The sequence below is a fragment of the Halopseudomonas sp. genome, from assembly GCF_038130085.1.
Taxonomy (GTDB): Bacteria; Pseudomonadota; Gammaproteobacteria; order Pseudomonadales; family Pseudomonadaceae; genus Halopseudomonas.
In genome coordinates, this window is record NZ_JAYPMU010000011.1 from 26,290 (window position 1) to 41,672 (window position 15,383).

The 15,383-nt window shown below is 59.7% G+C and carries 10 protein-coding genes; 6 read left to right on the forward strand and 4 right to left on the reverse strand.

Annotated features, from left to right (window positions below):
• Positions 1 to 97 precede the first annotated feature (97 nt).
• The gene (radA, locus tag AAFM31_RS10140) at positions 98 to 1,468 is read left to right on the forward strand and encodes a DNA repair protein RadA (RefSeq protein ID WP_341707803.1); all 1,371 of its coding nucleotides are present in this window, start codon (positions 98 to 100) and stop codon (positions 1,466 to 1,468) included.
• Positions 1,469 to 1,481: 13 nt separating this feature from the next.
• On the opposite strand, the gene AAFM31_RS10145 is transcribed toward radA, so the two are convergent.
• The 3 genes from AAFM31_RS10145 to ettA form a co-directional block, all read right to left on the reverse strand.
• The gene (locus tag AAFM31_RS10145; RefSeq protein WP_341707804.1) at positions 1,482 to 1,838 is read right to left on the reverse strand and encodes a PilZ domain-containing protein; all 357 of its coding nucleotides are present in this window, start codon (positions 1,836 to 1,838) and stop codon (positions 1,482 to 1,484) included.
• Positions 1,839 to 1,896: 58 nt separating this feature from the next.
• A complete protein-coding gene (gene gdhA, locus AAFM31_RS10150) occupies positions 1,897 to 3,234 on the reverse strand; it encodes an NADP-specific glutamate dehydrogenase (RefSeq protein WP_341707805.1) in 1,338 nt (445 codons plus the stop codon).
• A gap of 161 nt (positions 3,235 to 3,395) precedes the next feature.
• Positions 3,396 to 5,060, reverse strand: coding sequence for an energy-dependent translational throttle protein EttA (ettA, locus tag AAFM31_RS10155; RefSeq protein WP_341707806.1), 1,665 nt, complete (start codon positions 5,058 to 5,060; stop codon positions 3,396 to 3,398).
• Positions 5,061 to 5,240: 180 nt separating this feature from the next.
• Here ettA and AAFM31_RS10160 point away from each other — a divergent pair, with 180 nt between their 5' ends.
• From AAFM31_RS10160 to AAFM31_RS10180, 5 genes are all read left to right on the forward strand, one after another.
• Positions 5,241 to 9,116: an EAL domain-containing protein gene (locus tag AAFM31_RS10160; protein WP_341707807.1), complete on the forward strand. Its 3,876-nt coding sequence runs from the start codon at positions 5,241 to 5,243 to the stop codon at positions 9,114 to 9,116.
• A 104-nt stretch (positions 9,117 to 9,220) separates the two neighbouring features.
• Entirely contained in the window at positions 9,221 to 10,474 is a 1,254-nt protein-coding gene (glyA, locus tag AAFM31_RS10165) for a serine hydroxymethyltransferase (RefSeq protein ID WP_341707808.1), read from the forward strand.
• A gap of 204 nt (positions 10,475 to 10,678) precedes the next feature.
• Positions 10,679 to 11,377 (forward strand): hypothetical protein, encoded by a 699-nt coding sequence (locus AAFM31_RS10170; RefSeq protein ID WP_341707809.1) that lies wholly within the window; start codon positions 10,679 to 10,681, stop codon positions 11,375 to 11,377.
• Positions 11,378 to 11,498: 121 nt separating this feature from the next.
• Positions 11,499 to 12,824, forward strand: a complete 1,326-nt coding sequence (locus tag AAFM31_RS10175) for a YjgN family protein (protein ID WP_341707810.1) — start codon at positions 11,499 to 11,501, stop codon at positions 12,822 to 12,824.
• Positions 12,802 to 13,863, forward strand: a complete 1,062-nt coding sequence (locus tag AAFM31_RS10180) for a M48 family metallopeptidase (protein ID WP_341707811.1) — start codon at positions 12,802 to 12,804, stop codon at positions 13,861 to 13,863. Before AAFM31_RS10175 ends, AAFM31_RS10180 begins: the two co-directional genes overlap by 23 nt.
• Here the strand turns inward: AAFM31_RS10180 and mqo are convergent.
• Positions 13,860 to 15,341: a malate dehydrogenase (quinone) gene (mqo, locus tag AAFM31_RS10185; RefSeq protein WP_341707812.1), complete on the reverse strand. Its 1,482-nt coding sequence runs from the start codon at positions 15,339 to 15,341 to the stop codon at positions 13,860 to 13,862. The genes AAFM31_RS10180 and mqo overlap by 4 nt on opposite strands.
• Positions 15,342 to 15,383 lie beyond the last annotated feature (42 nt).

Here is a 15,383-nt window from a genome sequence, read left to right on the forward strand (position 1 = left end):
TGGGTCCTTGCGCCTCTAGATCGCCAGTATAGAAGATAATGTTCTCCTGATATCAAGCGGCATTGATGATGCTGCCCCCGAGGTTGATTCAACGCATATGGCCAAACAGAAGCGCGTATACGGCTGCACCGAGTGTGGCGCCACCTTCTCCAAGTGGGCAGGGCAGTGCCCGGAATGCCAAGCCTGGAACAGCATGGTTGAGACTGTGGTGGATACCACGCCAACCGGCGGCAGTCCGTCGCGCACCAGTAACTGGACCGGTCAGCAGGCGGCGGTAAAGACGCTGGCTGAAGTAACAACGGAAGAGATGCCACGTCAGCCCAGTGGCTCCTCCGAACTGGACCGGGTGCTCGGCGGCGGACTGGTGGCCGGATCCGTGGTGTTGATCGGCGGCGATCCCGGTATCGGCAAGTCGACTATTTTGCTGCAGACCCTTTGCCGCCTGGCACAGGCCATGCCGGCGCTGTATGTGACTGGTGAGGAGTCTCAGCAGCAGGTCGCCATGCGTGCCCGCAGGCTCGGTCTGCCGGAAGACCAACTCAAGGTGATGACCGAGACCTGCATCGAGAGCATTGTTGCTACCGCGCGGCAGGAGCAGCCGAGGGTCATGGTGGTTGATTCGATCCAGACCATCTTTACCGAACAGCTGCAGTCGGCGCCGGGCGGCGTGGCCCAGGTCCGAGAAAGTGCTGCGTTGCTGGTGCGTTATGCCAAGCAGAGTGGCACGGCAATCTTTCTGGTCGGGCATGTCACCAAGGAGGGTTCGCTGGCCGGGCCTCGGGTACTCGAGCACATGGTCGACACCGTGCTCTATTTCGAGGGCGAGGCCGACGGTCGTTACCGCATGCTGAGAGCGGTCAAGAATCGCTTTGGCGCGGTTAACGAGCTGGGTGTTTTCGCCATGACCGACAAAGGCCTGAAAGAAGTAGCCAACCCGTCGGCGATTTTCCTTTCCCGCTACGACGCACCGATTCCTGGCAGTGTGGTGATGGCGACCTGGGAGGGCTCTCGACCGATGCTGGTTGAGGTGCAGGCGCTGGTCGATACCAGTCATTTGGGCAACCCGCGTCGGGTCACCTTGGGGCTGGATCAGAACCGACTGGCGATGTTGCTGGCGGTTCTGCATCGCCACGGCGGGGTTGCCACCTATGATCAGGATGTCTTCGTCAACGTAGTCGGCGGGGTCAAGGTGCTGGAGACCGCAGCGGATTTGGCGCTGCTGGCGGCGGTGATGTCGAGCCTGCGTAACCGGCCATTACCGATGGATCTGATGGTGTTTGGCGAGCTTGGGCTGTCGGGTGAGATTCGCCCAGTGCCGAGCGGGCAAGAGCGCTTGAAGGAGGCCGCCAAGCATGGCTTTACCCGCGCCATCGTGCCCAAGGCCAACGCCCCGAAAGAGGCGCCGAAGGGCATGCAGGTGATAGCGGTGACGCGATTGGATCAGGCGTTGTCGGCGATTTTTGAGTAGTGCAAAGGCGCGCTTACAGCAGTGCGCCCAGCTCCCGTTCCAGCAGGGCCTCGTCGCCGAGGTTGAGGGCGATCAGCCGACGCAGATGGCTGATGGAATCGAGGTCGATGTGCTCGCATTGAAACCCCAGCAGACCTTCCTCAGCATGGGCAAGCGTCACTTCCATGCGAATCTGACTGCCTTCGGACAGCTCTACGATGGCAATGAAAGGGGCGCTAGCACGGGTTGCGTCCCAGTTGTCGGGCTGCATGACCAGCAGGCCACGCAGCGATATGTCTATCAGTTGCGCTGCAACGCACCAGCCATCTTGTTGCAGCATGGTGTGGGCATCGAACGGAATGCGGCTGAATTGCCGTCTGTCATCGTGCATCCGATGGCTCCCGCGTAATCGTGATCTTCGATGCCCTCACTATAGCTGCTTTTGGCGCTCACACCACGCCTTGGGCAAGCATCGCGTCGGCGACTTTGACGAAGCCGGCGATGTTGGCGCCCTTGACGTAGTTGATGAAGCCGTCGCCCTCGTCACCGTGCTGCTCACAGGCCTGATGGATCGACTGCATGATGTCCTTCAGCTTGCTGTCGACTTCTTCGGCAGACCAGTGCAGGCGCATTGCGTTCTGGCTCATCTCCAGGCCGCTAACCGCTACGCCGCCGGCGTTGGCAGCCTTACCAGGTGCGAACAGCAGGCGGTTCTCCAGGAACAGGTCCACCGCTTCCAGCGTGGAGGGCATGTTGGCGCCCTCGGCTACACAGTGGCAGCCATTGGCGATCAGTGCGCTGGCGTCGTCTGCATCCAGCTCGTTCTGGGTCGCGCAGGGCAGGGCAACATCGCAGGTCAGCTGCCAGGGGCGCTGCCCGGCAAGAAACTCGGTGTGTTCAGTATGCAGTTCCTGCAGGCGGCCACGCTGTTCGTTCTTCAGGGTGGTTAACGCCTGCCATTGCTCCTCGGTCATGCCTTGCGGGTAATAGAGGGTGCCGCCGGAATCGGAAACCGAGATGACCCGACCGCCAAGCTCCATGACCTTGCGTGCGGCATACTGGGCCACGTTGCCTGAACCGGATATCGCAACCCGTTTGCCGGCGATGCCGCTGTGCTCGCGGCGCAGCATGTGCTCGGCAAAGTAGACGCAGCCGTAACCCGTGGCCTCCGGACGTATGAGGCTGCCACCGTAGCTGATGCCCTTGCCGGTCAGAACCGAGGTGAACTCGTTGCGCAGGCGTTTGTATTGGCCATACATGAAGCCGATTTCGCGCGCACCGACGCCGATGTCGCCTGCCGGAATATCCAGGTCGGGACCGATGTGACGCGACAGCTCGGTCATGAACGACTGACAGAAGCGCATGATCTCACCGTCGCTCTTGCCCTTGGGGTCAAAGTCGGCACCGCCCTTGCCGCCGCCCATCGGCAGCGAGGTCAGGGCGTTCTTGAACACCTGCTCGAACGCCAGGAACTTGAGAACGCCGAGGTTGACCGACGGATGAAAGCGCAGGCCGCCCTTGTAGGGGCCGATGGCGCTGTTCATCTGCACCCGGTAACCGCGGTTGACCCGAACCTGCCCAAAGTCGTCGACCCACGGCACGCGGAACATGATGACGCGCTCAGGTTCGATCAGCCGCTCGATGATGCCGCTATTGAGGTATTTGGGGTTGGCTTCGAGGAACGGCCAGAGACTGCTCAGCACCTCCTTCGCGGCCTGGTGGAATTCCGGCTGGTCCGGATCGCGCCGCATGAGGTGGGCGAGGCAACTAGCGAGGTTATCGGTCATGGATGCGTGCTGTCCTTGAAATCGAGCGAAAGGCGTCGAATCTAGCAAAGCCGGCGATGCACATAAATGATGCGTTGCGTCATTTTGGTGCAATGTGTAACAGGTAGTAAAAGGATGGATAAAAAAAAGCGGCCCGCAGGCCGCTTTTTTCATTGCTGACGTCAGGCCAGCTTTTTGTAGCGCACGCGGTGCGGCTGCGCTGCGGCGTCGCCCAGGCGCTTCTTTCGATCGGCTTCGTACTCGGTGTAGTTGCCTTCGAAGAAGGTCACCTGAGAGTCGTCTTCGTACGCCAGAATGTGGGTGGCGATGCGGTCGAGGAACCAGCGGTCGTGGGAGATGACGATTGCCGAGCCCGGGAAGTCCAGCAGCGCCTCTTCCAGCGCACGCAGGGTTTCCACGTCGAGGTCGTTGGAGGGTTCGTCGAGCAGCAGCACGTTGGCGCCTTTCTTCAGTGTCAGGGCCAGGTGCAGGCGACCACGCTCACCACCGGACAGATCCTTGACGAACTTCTGCTGGTCAGAACCTTTGAAGTTGAAGCGGCCAACATAGCCGCGCGACGGCATTTCGTAGTTGCCGACCTTGATCAGGTCAAAGCCGTCAGACACCTGCTCCCAAACAGTCTTGTTGCCGTCCAGGTCGTCGCGGCTCTGATCAACGCTGGCGATCTGCACGGTGTCGCCGATGTCGATGCTGCCACTGTCTGGCTGTTCTTTGCCGGTGATCATGCGGAACAGGGTCGACTTACCGGCACCGTTACCACCGATCACGCCGACAATGGCGCCCTTGGGCACTGCAAACGACAGATTGTCGATCAGCACACGGTCACCAAAGCCCTTGGTGACACCGTTGAATTCGATGACCTTGTCGCCTAGACGTGGGCCGGCCGGGATATAGATCTCGTTAGTCTCGCTGCGCTTCTGGAATTCCTGCGATTGCAGCTCTTCAAAGCGTTGCAGACGCGCCTTGGACTTGGCCTGGCGGCCCTTGGCGCCTTGGCGCACCCATTCCAGTTCGGCCTTCATGGCCTTGGCGTGGGAGGCTTCCTGCTTGGCTTCGGTCGCCAGACGGGCAGCTTTGGATTCCAGCCACTGGGAGTAGTTGCCTTCGAACGGGATGCCCTGACCACGGTCCAGTTCGAGAATCCAGCCAGCAACGTTGTCGAGGAAGTAGCGGTCGTGGGTAATCGCTACCACGGTGCCCGGGAAGTTGTGCAGGAATTGCTCCAACCAGGCGACTGAGTCGGCATCCAGGTGGTTGGTCGGCTCATCGAGCAGCAGCATGTCGGGGGCGGACAGCAGCAGGCGGCACAGCGCTACGCGGCGCTTCTCACCACCGGACAGATGTTCGATCTTGGCATCCCACGCCGGCAGGCGCAGGGCGTCAGCGGCTACTTCCAGCTGGCGCTCCAGGTTATGGCCGTCGGCTGCCTGCAGGATCGCTTCCAGCTTGCCTTGCTCGGCAGCCAGCGCGTCAAAGTCGGCGTCGGGTTCAGCGTACGCAGCGTAGACTTCTTCCAGGCGGGCTTGGGCGTTCTTGATCTCGCTGACGGCTTCTTCGACGATCTCGCGTACGGTCTTGCTGTTATCAAGTTCCGGCTCTTGCGGCAGATAACCTACCTTGATACCCGGCATCGGACGGGCTTCACCTTCGATCTCGGTGTCAACGCCGGCCATGATGCGCAGCAGAGTGGATTTACCTGCACCGTTGAGACCCAGTACGCCAATCTTGGCGCCGGGGAAGAAGGACAGGGAGATATCCTTGAGGATTTGACGCTTCGGGGGGACGACTTTACCGACCCGATGCATGCTATAAACATATTGAGCCATGGTGGCAGAACCTGTTGAATGGGAGTGTACGAAAAGGTCTTCGCCAGCACGGCGAAATGTGGTGGCAAGGCTAGCCCAACTGGCCTGCAAGGGCAAACCGTTTGAGTGCTGCTCCGAGGGGCCCGGTTTGGGCCGCCAGACTGTTTTTTTTGCTGACTGCGAACGAATAAGCGATACGCCTTGAACAAGAATAAAAACAACATTATCCCGTCGCAGCAATCGCCCTCCGCAGGCTCACTCTCTGTGCAGCCTGCGCTTAATCGTTTGGGGATTGCGATGTTTGCCGTGGCCAGCGGGCTGCTGATGGCGCTGCTTGGCTGGCAATCCTACCTCGATTTTCAGTTGCTCAAGCGCCAGCACCAGGCGCTGGTAGAGGAGGCCGTCTGGCGGACTGCCGACCAGATGGAACTTAACCTGGCGACAACCTCTCAGGCGCTCACTGCGCTGCTGGATAGTCTGGACACCAAACCCGCCGCTGAAGCTGCCATGGCGGCTCAGGTTCTGCTACCCGGCGTTTACCAGCTGCACCGTGTCGATCCGGGGCAAGTCCCTGCCAGCAGTCACGAGCCGTGGGCACAGTCTGTGCGTCGGCTGCAGCTCAGTGGTGAACCTTTTGCGTTGGCCTCGGACGCTGAACGCAACCTGCTGTTCTGGACGCTTGGCAGTCAGCTGACAGATCGTTACTGGGTTCTGCGTCTGGATGAGCGTGCATTGTCGGCGGTGGTTTCTGCGCGCAGCGGGCGCGGCTATCAGTGGTTGCTCGAAGACACGGGGCAGGGGCAGGTGCTGGCTCGTCAACAACAAGACCGGTTGGCCTTTCTTGGTGGCAGTGCGATGACTGGCGAGGAGCGCGAGCGGGTGGTGGTGAGCGCGCCGGTATCAGGAACGCTCTGGCAGGTGCGGGGTCTGGTTGATCCACATTATTACGCGAGCCAGCTGGCGCCGTTGTTGGTGCGCAAGGCCGGTCTGTTCGGTGGTTGTCTACTGGTGCTGGTAGCGGCACTGTGGTTTATGGGCCGGCAAGCCAGAGTGCACAGGATGATGCAGGTCGATCAGGATCGCTCAGCCCGCAGCTTGCTGGATACCGAGCGGCGTTACCGCGATATTTTTCAGGGCGTGGATATCGCGTTGTTTTTGGTGGATCTCGTCGATATCAAGCAGCTCCTGATGCGTGAAGGGATCTTCAACGCCGAGCAACTGGACCGCTGGTTGCTGGAACATCCCGAGCGTCAGGAAGAGCTGTTGCAGGCCCTGCGGATCCTGGAGGCTAATCAGGTCGCGCTGGATTTATTCGGTGTGTCGGACGCATCAGCGCTGGTGAACATCTTTCAGGGCGAGCGTCATTTACGGCCCGGGGGAGGGCGATACCGTTTGCTGCTGGCGCTGATGAATGGCGATGAACGCTTCGAACTGGAGACGCCGCTGCGCCGCGCGGATGGCAGCACCATTTATGTATGGGTAGTGATGCGTCTGCCGGATAGTACGGATGCGCTGCACGCAGTCACCGTGAGTGTGACTGACCTCAGTCAGCGCCGGGCGGCTGAGCTGACCCTGCGCCAAAGCCGTGAGTTCTGGGCGGAGGTCGTCAGGTCAGTCCCGGATCTTATCTATATCCGCGATACCAAGTGGATGGGTGCCGGCGACTTTCTGTTCAGCAACCGCACGCTGGCAGAACTGCTCGGTTACAGCGCCGAGGAAGAGTCGAGCATGGGGGCCGATTACCGGACCCGACTGCTGCACCCGGATGACCTCGAGTACATGCAGACCAACCGCCGGTTGCAGCTCACGCTGGGGGATGATCAGGTACTTGATTGGCGGGTTCGCTGGCGCCACAGAGCCGATGGCTGGCGCTGGTTCAGCGTGCGTTCAAAGGTCTTCAAGCGCGCGGCTGACGGGCGGGTAGTACAGGTCATTGGTTTCGTTCGCGATATTCATGAGCAGACCCTGGCCAATGAGCAGATCCAGCGCTCCGAGGCGCGTTACCGGCAGTTGACCGAAAGCATCAGCGATATCGTCTGGTCCACTGACAGTGACTTTCGCACCGATTACATCAGCCCGTCGGTACAGCGATTGCTGGGCTACAGCCCGGAGTTCATGCTCAGCAAAGCCTACGTCGAAAGTCTTGCGGATGAGCGTTTTGTCGAATTCATGGGGCGGATTCGTGAGGAGCTGCGCGAGCTGGTGCATGTACCTGAGCGCGCGGCGGTGCTGCGCGAGCAGGGATACCAGCGGCAGATCACCTTCGACGGCATCAAGGCCGATGGCCGCAAGTGCCCGCTGGAGGTGCGGATTACCCTGATGTGGTCAGCGCAGGGTCGGTTCCTTGGTCTGCTCGGGTTGGCTCGTGATGTCAGTGAGCAGCGCCGGACTGAAAACCGCCTGCGCATGGCTGCGACCGTCTTCGAGAACACTACCGGCGGCATTTTGGTTACCGATCCGGCGGGTTATATCGTTCAGGTTAACGAGAACTTCTCGCGTATTACCGGATACTCCACGGAACAGGTTGTTGACCAGACACCTTCGATGCTGGTGTCGCAGAGCGGCGATCGGCAGTTTTACGCAGATATCCTGGCGGCGCTGCAGGACCAGGGGCACTGGGAGGGCGAGGTGTGGCAGCGTCGCGCGTCAGGAGAGGTGTTCCCGAGTTGGGCGGGGATTACGGCGGTGCACGATAACGACGGCGATCTGGTCAGTTACGTTTGCTTCTTTGTTGATATCAGTGAGCGTAAAGCCTCTGAAGAGCGGATTCAGAGTCTGGCCTACTACGATGTGCTGACCGGGCTTGCCAACAGGACGCTGTTTCAGGACCGGCTGCAGGCTGCATTGCAGTTGGCGGCGCGCAAAGATGAATGGGTGGCGGTGCTGTTTCTCGATCTGGATCGCTTCAAGCCGATTAATGACAGCCTTGGGCATGCTGCTGGCGATCAGGTGCTTAAAGAAGTGGCGCAGCGTCTGCGTAGCTGTGTGCGTGAAAGCGATACCGTCGCGCGTATGGGCGGCGACGAGTTCACCATGTTGCTGAGCGGGCTGGTCAATCGTGAAGTCGCGCTGTCGACCGCGATGCACGTCGCCGAGAAGGTGCTGAACGCGCTCGCTGAGGCATTTGTGCTGCAGGGGCGGGATTTCTTCGTCACCGCAAGTATCGGTGTGGCGTTGTATCCGCAGGATGGTGCCGAGAGCAGTATCCTGATGAAGAACGCCGACACTGCGATGTATCACGCCAAGGAGGCGGGCAAGGCCACTTTCCAGTTCTATCAGGCTGATATGAATGCCAAGGCACTGGAGCGCCTGGCACTGGAGAATGACTTGCGGCGGGCCTTGCAGGAGCAGGCGTTCGAGCTCGCCTACCAGCCGCAGTTCAGTTGCCTTGATGGTCAGCTTACCGGTGCCGAAGCGTTGCTGCGCTGGCGCGATCCGGAGCGCGGGTCGGTGTCGCCGGCGGAATTTATTCCCATCGCTGAGGAGCTGGGCCTGATTCGTGGGCTTGGCGAATGGGTAATGGAAGAGGCCTGTCGTCAGGTATCCTGCTGGCGAGGCGCTGGTTTGAACATGCCGCGGCTGGCGGTCAACCTGTCGGCAATGCAATTCGACGACGGCGCACTGGTGGGTCAGATTGTCTCGGCACTGGAGCGCCACCAGTTAACCCCCGATGTGCTGGAATTGGAGCTGACCGAGAGCACTCTGTTGCGGAATATCGACGCCACGATGCGCACGCTGGAAGAGTTGAAAGAGCGCGGCATGCAGATTGCGATAGATGACTTCGGCACCGGTTACTCGGCACTGAACTATTTGCGCGACCTCCCGATTGACACCCTGAAGATCGACCGCGGCTTTATTCAGAGCATGCGGCCGGGCAGTCGTGACGCGCTGTTGGCACAGGCGATCGTCGCTATGGGGCGCAGTTTGCAATTGCGGGTGATTGCCGAGGGGATCGAGACTCAGGAACAGTACCAACTGGTCAGCAGTTTCGGCTGCGACGAGGTTCAGGGCTATCACCTCGGAAGGCCGGTGACCGCTGAGGAGTTTGAGCAGCGCTGGCTGCGCAGTGCTGAATGAATGCATTTTGTCGCCACCTGAGCGCTTTTCAAGTGCCAGCGTCTGGCGCTTGCGTTAAAATGCCGCCTCTTTTTCATCCGAACGACCTAGCAGGGGGCCGTTACATGTTTAGCCGTTCCAACGATATTGCCAAATTCGATGCTGATCTCTGGGCAGCCATGGAGCAGGAAGCGGTGCGTCAGGAAGAGCACATTGAGCTGATTGCCTCTGAGAACTACACCAGCCCGGCAGTGATGCAGGCGCAGGGCTCCGTACTGACCAACAAGTACGCTGAAGGCTATCCGGGCAAGCGCTACTACGGTGGCTGCGAGCACGTTGATGTTGTTGAACAGCTGGCCATTGATCGCGCCAAGGAACTGTTCGGTGCAGACTACGCCAACGTCCAGCCGCACGCCGGCTCCCAGGCTAACGCGGCTGTCTATCTGGCGCTGCTGCAGGCTGGCGACACCATTCTGGGTATGAGCCTGGCACATGGTGGCCACCTGACTCATGGTGCCTCTGTTTCGTCTTCGGGCAAGCTGTACAACGCCGTTCAGTACGGTATCAACGACCAGGGCCTGATCGACTACGACGAAGTCGAGCGTCTGGCCGTTGAGCACAAGCCGAAGATGATCGTTGCCGGCTTCAGTGCCTACTCACAGGTACTGGACTTCGCCCGCTTCCGCGCTATCGCTGACAAGGTCGGCGCCTACCTGTTCGTTGACATGGCGCACGTTGCCGGTCTGGTTGCTGCAGGCGTTTACCCCAACCCGGTTCCGTTCGCGGATGTGGTTACCACGACTACCCACAAGACCCTGCGTGGTCCGCGTGGTGGTCTGATTCTGGCTCGCGCCAACGAAGAGATCGAGAAGAAGCTGAACTCTGCGGTATTCCCGGGCGCCCAAGGTGGTCCGTTGGAGCACGTGATTGCAGCCAAGGCGATCTGCTTCAAGGAAGCATTGCAGCCCGAGTTCAAGACGTACCAGCAGCAGGTCGTGAAAAACGCTCAGGCAATGGCCAAGGTGTTCATCGAGCGCGGCTTTGACGTGGTTTCCGGCGGCACTCAGAACCACCTGTTCCTGTTGTCGCTGATCAAGCAGGACATCACCGGCAAGGACGCGGATGCGGCCCTGGGCCGTGCCTACATCACCGTCAACAAGAACAGCGTACCGAATGACCCGCGCTCTCCGTTTGTGACCTCTGGTCTGCGTATTGGTACGCCGGCTGTGACCACACGTGGCTTTGTTGAAAGCGACTGTGAAGCGCTGGCTGGCTGGATCTGTGACATTCTCGACAACATGGGTGACGAGTCCGTTATCGACCGCGTCCGTGAGCAGGTCAAGGCCGTCTGCGCCCGCCTGCCGGTGTACGGTGCCTGATCCGCGTCGCTGACCGAAGAAAGAAAACCCACGACCTGCGTCGTGGGTTTTTTTTTGCCCTGCGGGCGTGGCATTCTGTGGCTACCCTGAGTTGGAGTCGGTGCCCGTGTGTTTTGCCGGGCAGCAGAGGTCAGAGTGAGAACGATAACAATAAAAAGCAGAATTGGTACGTGCGCCCGCAACTGCCTGCTAGCGACAGCGCTGTTGTTGAGCGGCAACGCAGCAGCGAATGACGCGGTACTCAAGGTGGTCTTGCTGCCGTATCCCGGCTATTCCGAGTACGACGAGCAGGGGCGAGTAGTGGGGCACGCTGTAGATGTGCTCACACGCCTTTTTGAACGGGCCGGAAGGGACTTTGATATCACCCTTTTGCCGATCGCCAGGGTTCGACGTGGTCTGGTCTCGGGTGAACTGGATGTCTGGCTGGGGCTAAACAATCAGGTTGGGCTTGAAGCCTACACGGTGCAGGGGCGATCCAGTTTCGGTCGTTTACCCGTGCACCTCTACTATCGTCAAGGTGAGCCGGTGCCAGTCTGGCCAGATAGCTTGCACAAGCGCTCACTAATCCTGATCACCAATTACAACTACAGTCTGCCGATCTCGCGGGTTCTGCAGGATGATCGCCTTGATGTCGAGAAGCGCTCCAGCAGTTCTCACGTGGGGGCCATACGTATGTTGCTGCGCGGGCGCGGTGATTATCTGCTGGACTACCGCGGTCAGGCTGTCGCCGCGATGGCAGAGTTGGGGTTGGAGTATCTCCCGCATATCGTCGTCGAGGAGCCGCCCATGCGTCTGTTTATCTCGCGTCGCAGGGCGGACGCCGCAGCACTCATGGATGAATTGGATTTGGCGTTCGAGTCTTTGGTTCGCGAAGGCGTCGATATGGATGTAACTCGACAGTGAAGTACCTGCCTGTTCTGCGCTTGCGCTGACCGGTTGCAGTTGGTTGAATGGCGAGCGAGGCGCGGGGAAGGGCATTACTGCGTGGGTATAAGGGAATGATGACGGCAGGGATGGTTACGATATGGGTGAATTGTTCAAGGTAGTGTGCAGTGGCCAGCGGGTTGACGGCGTTGAGCTGGACCAGCTGAAGCAGAATCTGCTGCAGCTTGGTTTTGGTAGTCAGCAGGTTGAGAGGTTGCTGGCAGGTCGTGCGGTCACCATCAAGTCCGGGCTGACGGCGGCTCTGGCCGAGCGCTACCGGCAACGGCTGCATGCCGCGGGTCTGATAACAGAGATTGTGCCGGATGGTGTGGCTGCTGTATCCGCGGCATCTTCCAGCGCCGTACCTGAGGTTGGCAGGGCGCGCCGTGAGCCGGCGATTGGGGATATGGATGGGGCCAAGCCCGAGGCCGGTGTCGCTGCCCCTGCGCGCCGACGGTCGCAGATCCAGTTTACCGGGAACGGCGGCGAGTACTTCGGTATCTGGATCGTCAACATTCTGCTGCTTGTGGTGACGCTGGGGTTTTATGCGCCCTGGGCTAAGGTTCGCAATCTGCAGTACTTCTATGGACACACCGTACTGGAAGGCGACAGCTTTCAGTATCTGGCTGACCCGTGGGTGATTTTTCGTGGTCGCCTGGTGGCGCTGGTGGCGGTGATCATCTGGTCCGTGGCTTCAAGCTTCTTTCCGATGGTGGCGCTGGGCTTACTGTTGTTGTTTCTGCCGCTGATTCCCTGGATTATTACGCGCTCGTTGAAGTTTCACGCGATCAACAGCGCTTACCGCAATATCCGTTTCGACTTTGCCGGCTCGTATTGGCATGCCTTTCAGGTGATCTACCTGTGGCCCCTGGCGGGGATCTTGACGCTGGGTTTGCTGTTGCCGTTCTCGGCCCAGCGTTGGTATCGCTTTCTCGTCGATAACACGCGGTTTGGCAGCAGTCCCTTCCAGTTGGCGCTGACCGTCGGTCAGACCTATATGTTCTTTTTGCGCATGATCCTGGTGTTTGTTGGTTTCGCGCTGCTGGGCGGTGTGGCATCGACGGTGCATTCGGCGCTGGGCGTTGTCGGCATCTTTCTCGCGTATCTCGCGCTCTTCGGCTACATGATGGCTGGCGTCACCAATCTGGTAACCAATGCCACTCAGCTGGATGAGCATGCCTTTGTTTCCACGCTGAGCAAGCGTCGGATGGTCTGGATTTTTGTCACGAACTCGCTGTTGATTGCGCTGACCATGGGGTTCTACACCGCTTGGGCGAAAGTGCGCATGGCGCGCTATCGGGCCAGTTGTACCCAAATGGAAATCGCCGGTGACCTCGATGGCTTTGTAGCGGGTGAAGCGCAACGCGCGGGTGCGGTTGGTATGGAGCTGGGGGACGCATTCGATGTCGGCTTCTCCTTCGGTTGATCGGCAGATCAGCGGGCGCTTCTTTGACGGAGAGTCGAGCGGCGCCCGTGCAGCCACAGCATGCTTGCAGGGAGAGCAGCTGCGGCTCGACCTCGAGGATGGCAGCGTTGCCTATTTTTCTGCAGCGGATGTGCGTCTGGGAATTCAGGTAGGTAGCGCCAACAGCTATCTGCACCTGGGCGAGCGGGCGGCGCTGGAATCGGCCGATGTGGTCGGGCTACAGGCATTGGCCGCCGGTCTCAAGGCTACAGATGGCGGAACGGTCTGGTTGCGCCGGCTGGAATTGAATATCTCGCTGGTGCTGGTGTCACTGGTCGCGGTTTTGGCCATGTTGCTGGGTGGGGTGATCTGGGGCGTGCCCTGGCTTTCAAAGCAGGTTGCGTACCGGGTTCCGGTGGCGCTTGAGCAGCGCGCTGGCGAGGAGGGGTTGGATACCTTGGATCGGTTCTGGACTTCGCCCAGTACGCTGAGCGAGGGCCGCCAGCAAGCGTTGTTGCAGGCGATGCAGCCCTACCTTGCGGCGTTGGAGCTGCGTTATCCGGAGCACCGTTTGAAGGTCCATTTTCGTGCCAGCGAGGCGTTGGGCGCCAATGCCTTCGCCTTGCCCGGTGGCAATCTGGTGTTTACCGACGAGATGGTTGCGTTGGCAGAGCACGACGAGGAGCTGGTCGCGGTACTGGCTCACGAAGTAGGGCATGCGGTTCACCGTCACAGTATGCGTAACTTGGTGCAGGGTTCGTTGCTGGTGTTCGTAATGGTGTCGCTGACGGGGGATGTGTCGGCCGCATCGGATCTGGTTACGGGCGTACCGGCTTTGTTGGCGACATTGAGTTATCAGCGGGGGATGGAAGAGGAAGCGGATGATTTTGCGTTGGCCTTTCTGCAGGAGCAGAACATTTCGCCGCAGCGCTTTGCCGATGTGATGCTCCGGATGGACCCGCCCTCTGGTGAAGAGGGCGAGCTGGATGAGTTGAGTGGCTTCCTCTCAACCCACCCACCAACACCGGAGCGTATCGAGCGCTTTCAGACTGGCTATTAGGTCAGTTTGAGGGTGCTCAGGGTGCGCTGACGGACTTGCTTGAGCAGCTCTGCATCCTTGACCAAGGACTGCCCATAGGACGGAACCAGCGTCTTCATGCGCTCCTGCCATTCTGGGCTGGCAATGCTGTCCTTGAAGCAGCGCTCGATCACGTCGATCATCGCCTGCACTGCAGTTGAAGCGCCGGGCGAGGCACCCAGCAGGGCGGCCAATGAACCGTCTTTGGCTGCGACGATTTCAGTACCGAACTCGAGCTTGCCGTGCCCCTTGGCGTCCTTCTTGATGATCTGCACGCGCATGCCGGCGTTCTGCAGCCTCCAGTTCTTTTCCTGGGCGTCCGGGAAGAAGTTGCGCAGCGACGCAACGCGATCCTTGTGCGACTGGAATGACTCGGCGATCAGGTACTTGGTCAGGTCCATGTTATCCCGGCCAACCGCCATCATGGGGGCGACGTTATATGGTTTGACCGAGGAGAACAGGTCGAAAATCGAGCCCTTTTTCAGGAACTTGGTGGTGAAGCCGGCGAACGGCCCGAACAGCAGTGCCGGCTTGCCGTTGATGATGCGGGTGTCCAGGTGTGGAACCGACATCGGCGGCGCGCCGACCGGTGCCTTACCGTAAACCTTGGAGCTGTGGCGCTTGACCACGTTTTCGTCCTGGCACACCAGCCATTGACCGCTAACTGGGAAGCCGCCGTAGCCCTGGCTTTCGTCGATGTTCGACTTCTGCAGCAGCGGCAGTGAGCCACCGCCGGCGCCAAGGAAGACAAATTTGGCATTGAACTCAATTTCCTTGCCGGTCTTCTCGTCCTCAACGACCACCCGCCAGTAGCCACGCTTGCTCTTGCGCAGGCTTTTTACCGAGTGACTCAGGCGCAGCTCAAAGCCGTCCTGCTGCTCGAGGTGAGCAATCATGCGGCGGGTCAGAGAACCGAAGTCCACATCCGAGCCATGATCTACGCGGGTAGCAGCGATCGGCTGGCTGGTGTCGCGGCTCGACATGATCAGCGGCATCCATTCGCGCAGTTGCTCTGGTGCCTCGCTGTACTGCATTTCGGCAAACAGGTGGTGCTGGCTGAGCAGCTCATGACGCTTGCGCAGGAAGGCTACATCCTTCTCACCCCAGACAAAGCTCTGATGTGCGGTCGCGTTGATGAAGTCTGACGGGTTCTGGATGATGCCCTGTTCTACCAGGTAGCTCCAGAATTGCAGGGTTACTTCGAAGGATGCATTGATGGCCAAGGCGCGTTCAATTGCGACATTGCCATTCTGGTCTTCGGGAGTGTAGTTCAGCTCACAGTAGCCAGCGTGACCGGTGCCGGCGTTGTTCCAGCCGTCGGTGCTTTCGTGAGCCACGTGGTCCAGACGCTCGACCAGGGTAATGGTCATGGCTGGATCCAACTGTTTGAGCAACATTCCCAGCGTAGCGCTCATGACACCACCACCGACCAGCAATACATCTACGTTCGTTGCTGTCATTTACATGTCGCCTCTTTGGTAAAAATCAAGGAGCCTCTTGAG

Coding starts and splice junctions, on each gene's coding strand:
- AAFM31_RS10145 (WP_341707804.1), bottom strand. CDS start 1,838: ATGCACGATGACAGACGGCAATTCAGCCGCATTCCGTTCGATGCCCAC.
- radA (WP_341707803.1), top strand. CDS start 98: ATGGCCAAACAGAAGCGCGTATACGGCTGCACCGAGTGTGGCGCCACC.
- ettA (WP_341707806.1), bottom strand. CDS start 5,060: ATGGCTCAATATGTTTATAGCATGCATCGGGTCGGTAAAGTCGTCCCC.
- mqo (WP_341707812.1), bottom strand. CDS start 15,341: ATGACAGCAACGAACGTAGATGTATTGCTGGTCGGTGGTGGTGTCATG.
- AAFM31_RS10180 (WP_341707811.1), top strand. CDS start 12,802: ATGTCGGCTTCTCCTTCGGTTGATCGGCAGATCAGCGGGCGCTTCTTT.
- gdhA (WP_341707805.1), bottom strand. CDS start 3,234: ATGACCGATAACCTCGCTAGTTGCCTCGCCCACCTCATGCGGCGCGAT.
- AAFM31_RS10175 (WP_341707810.1), top strand. CDS start 11,499: ATGGGTGAATTGTTCAAGGTAGTGTGCAGTGGCCAGCGGGTTGACGGC.
- glyA (WP_341707808.1), top strand. CDS start 9,221: ATGTTTAGCCGTTCCAACGATATTGCCAAATTCGATGCTGATCTCTGG.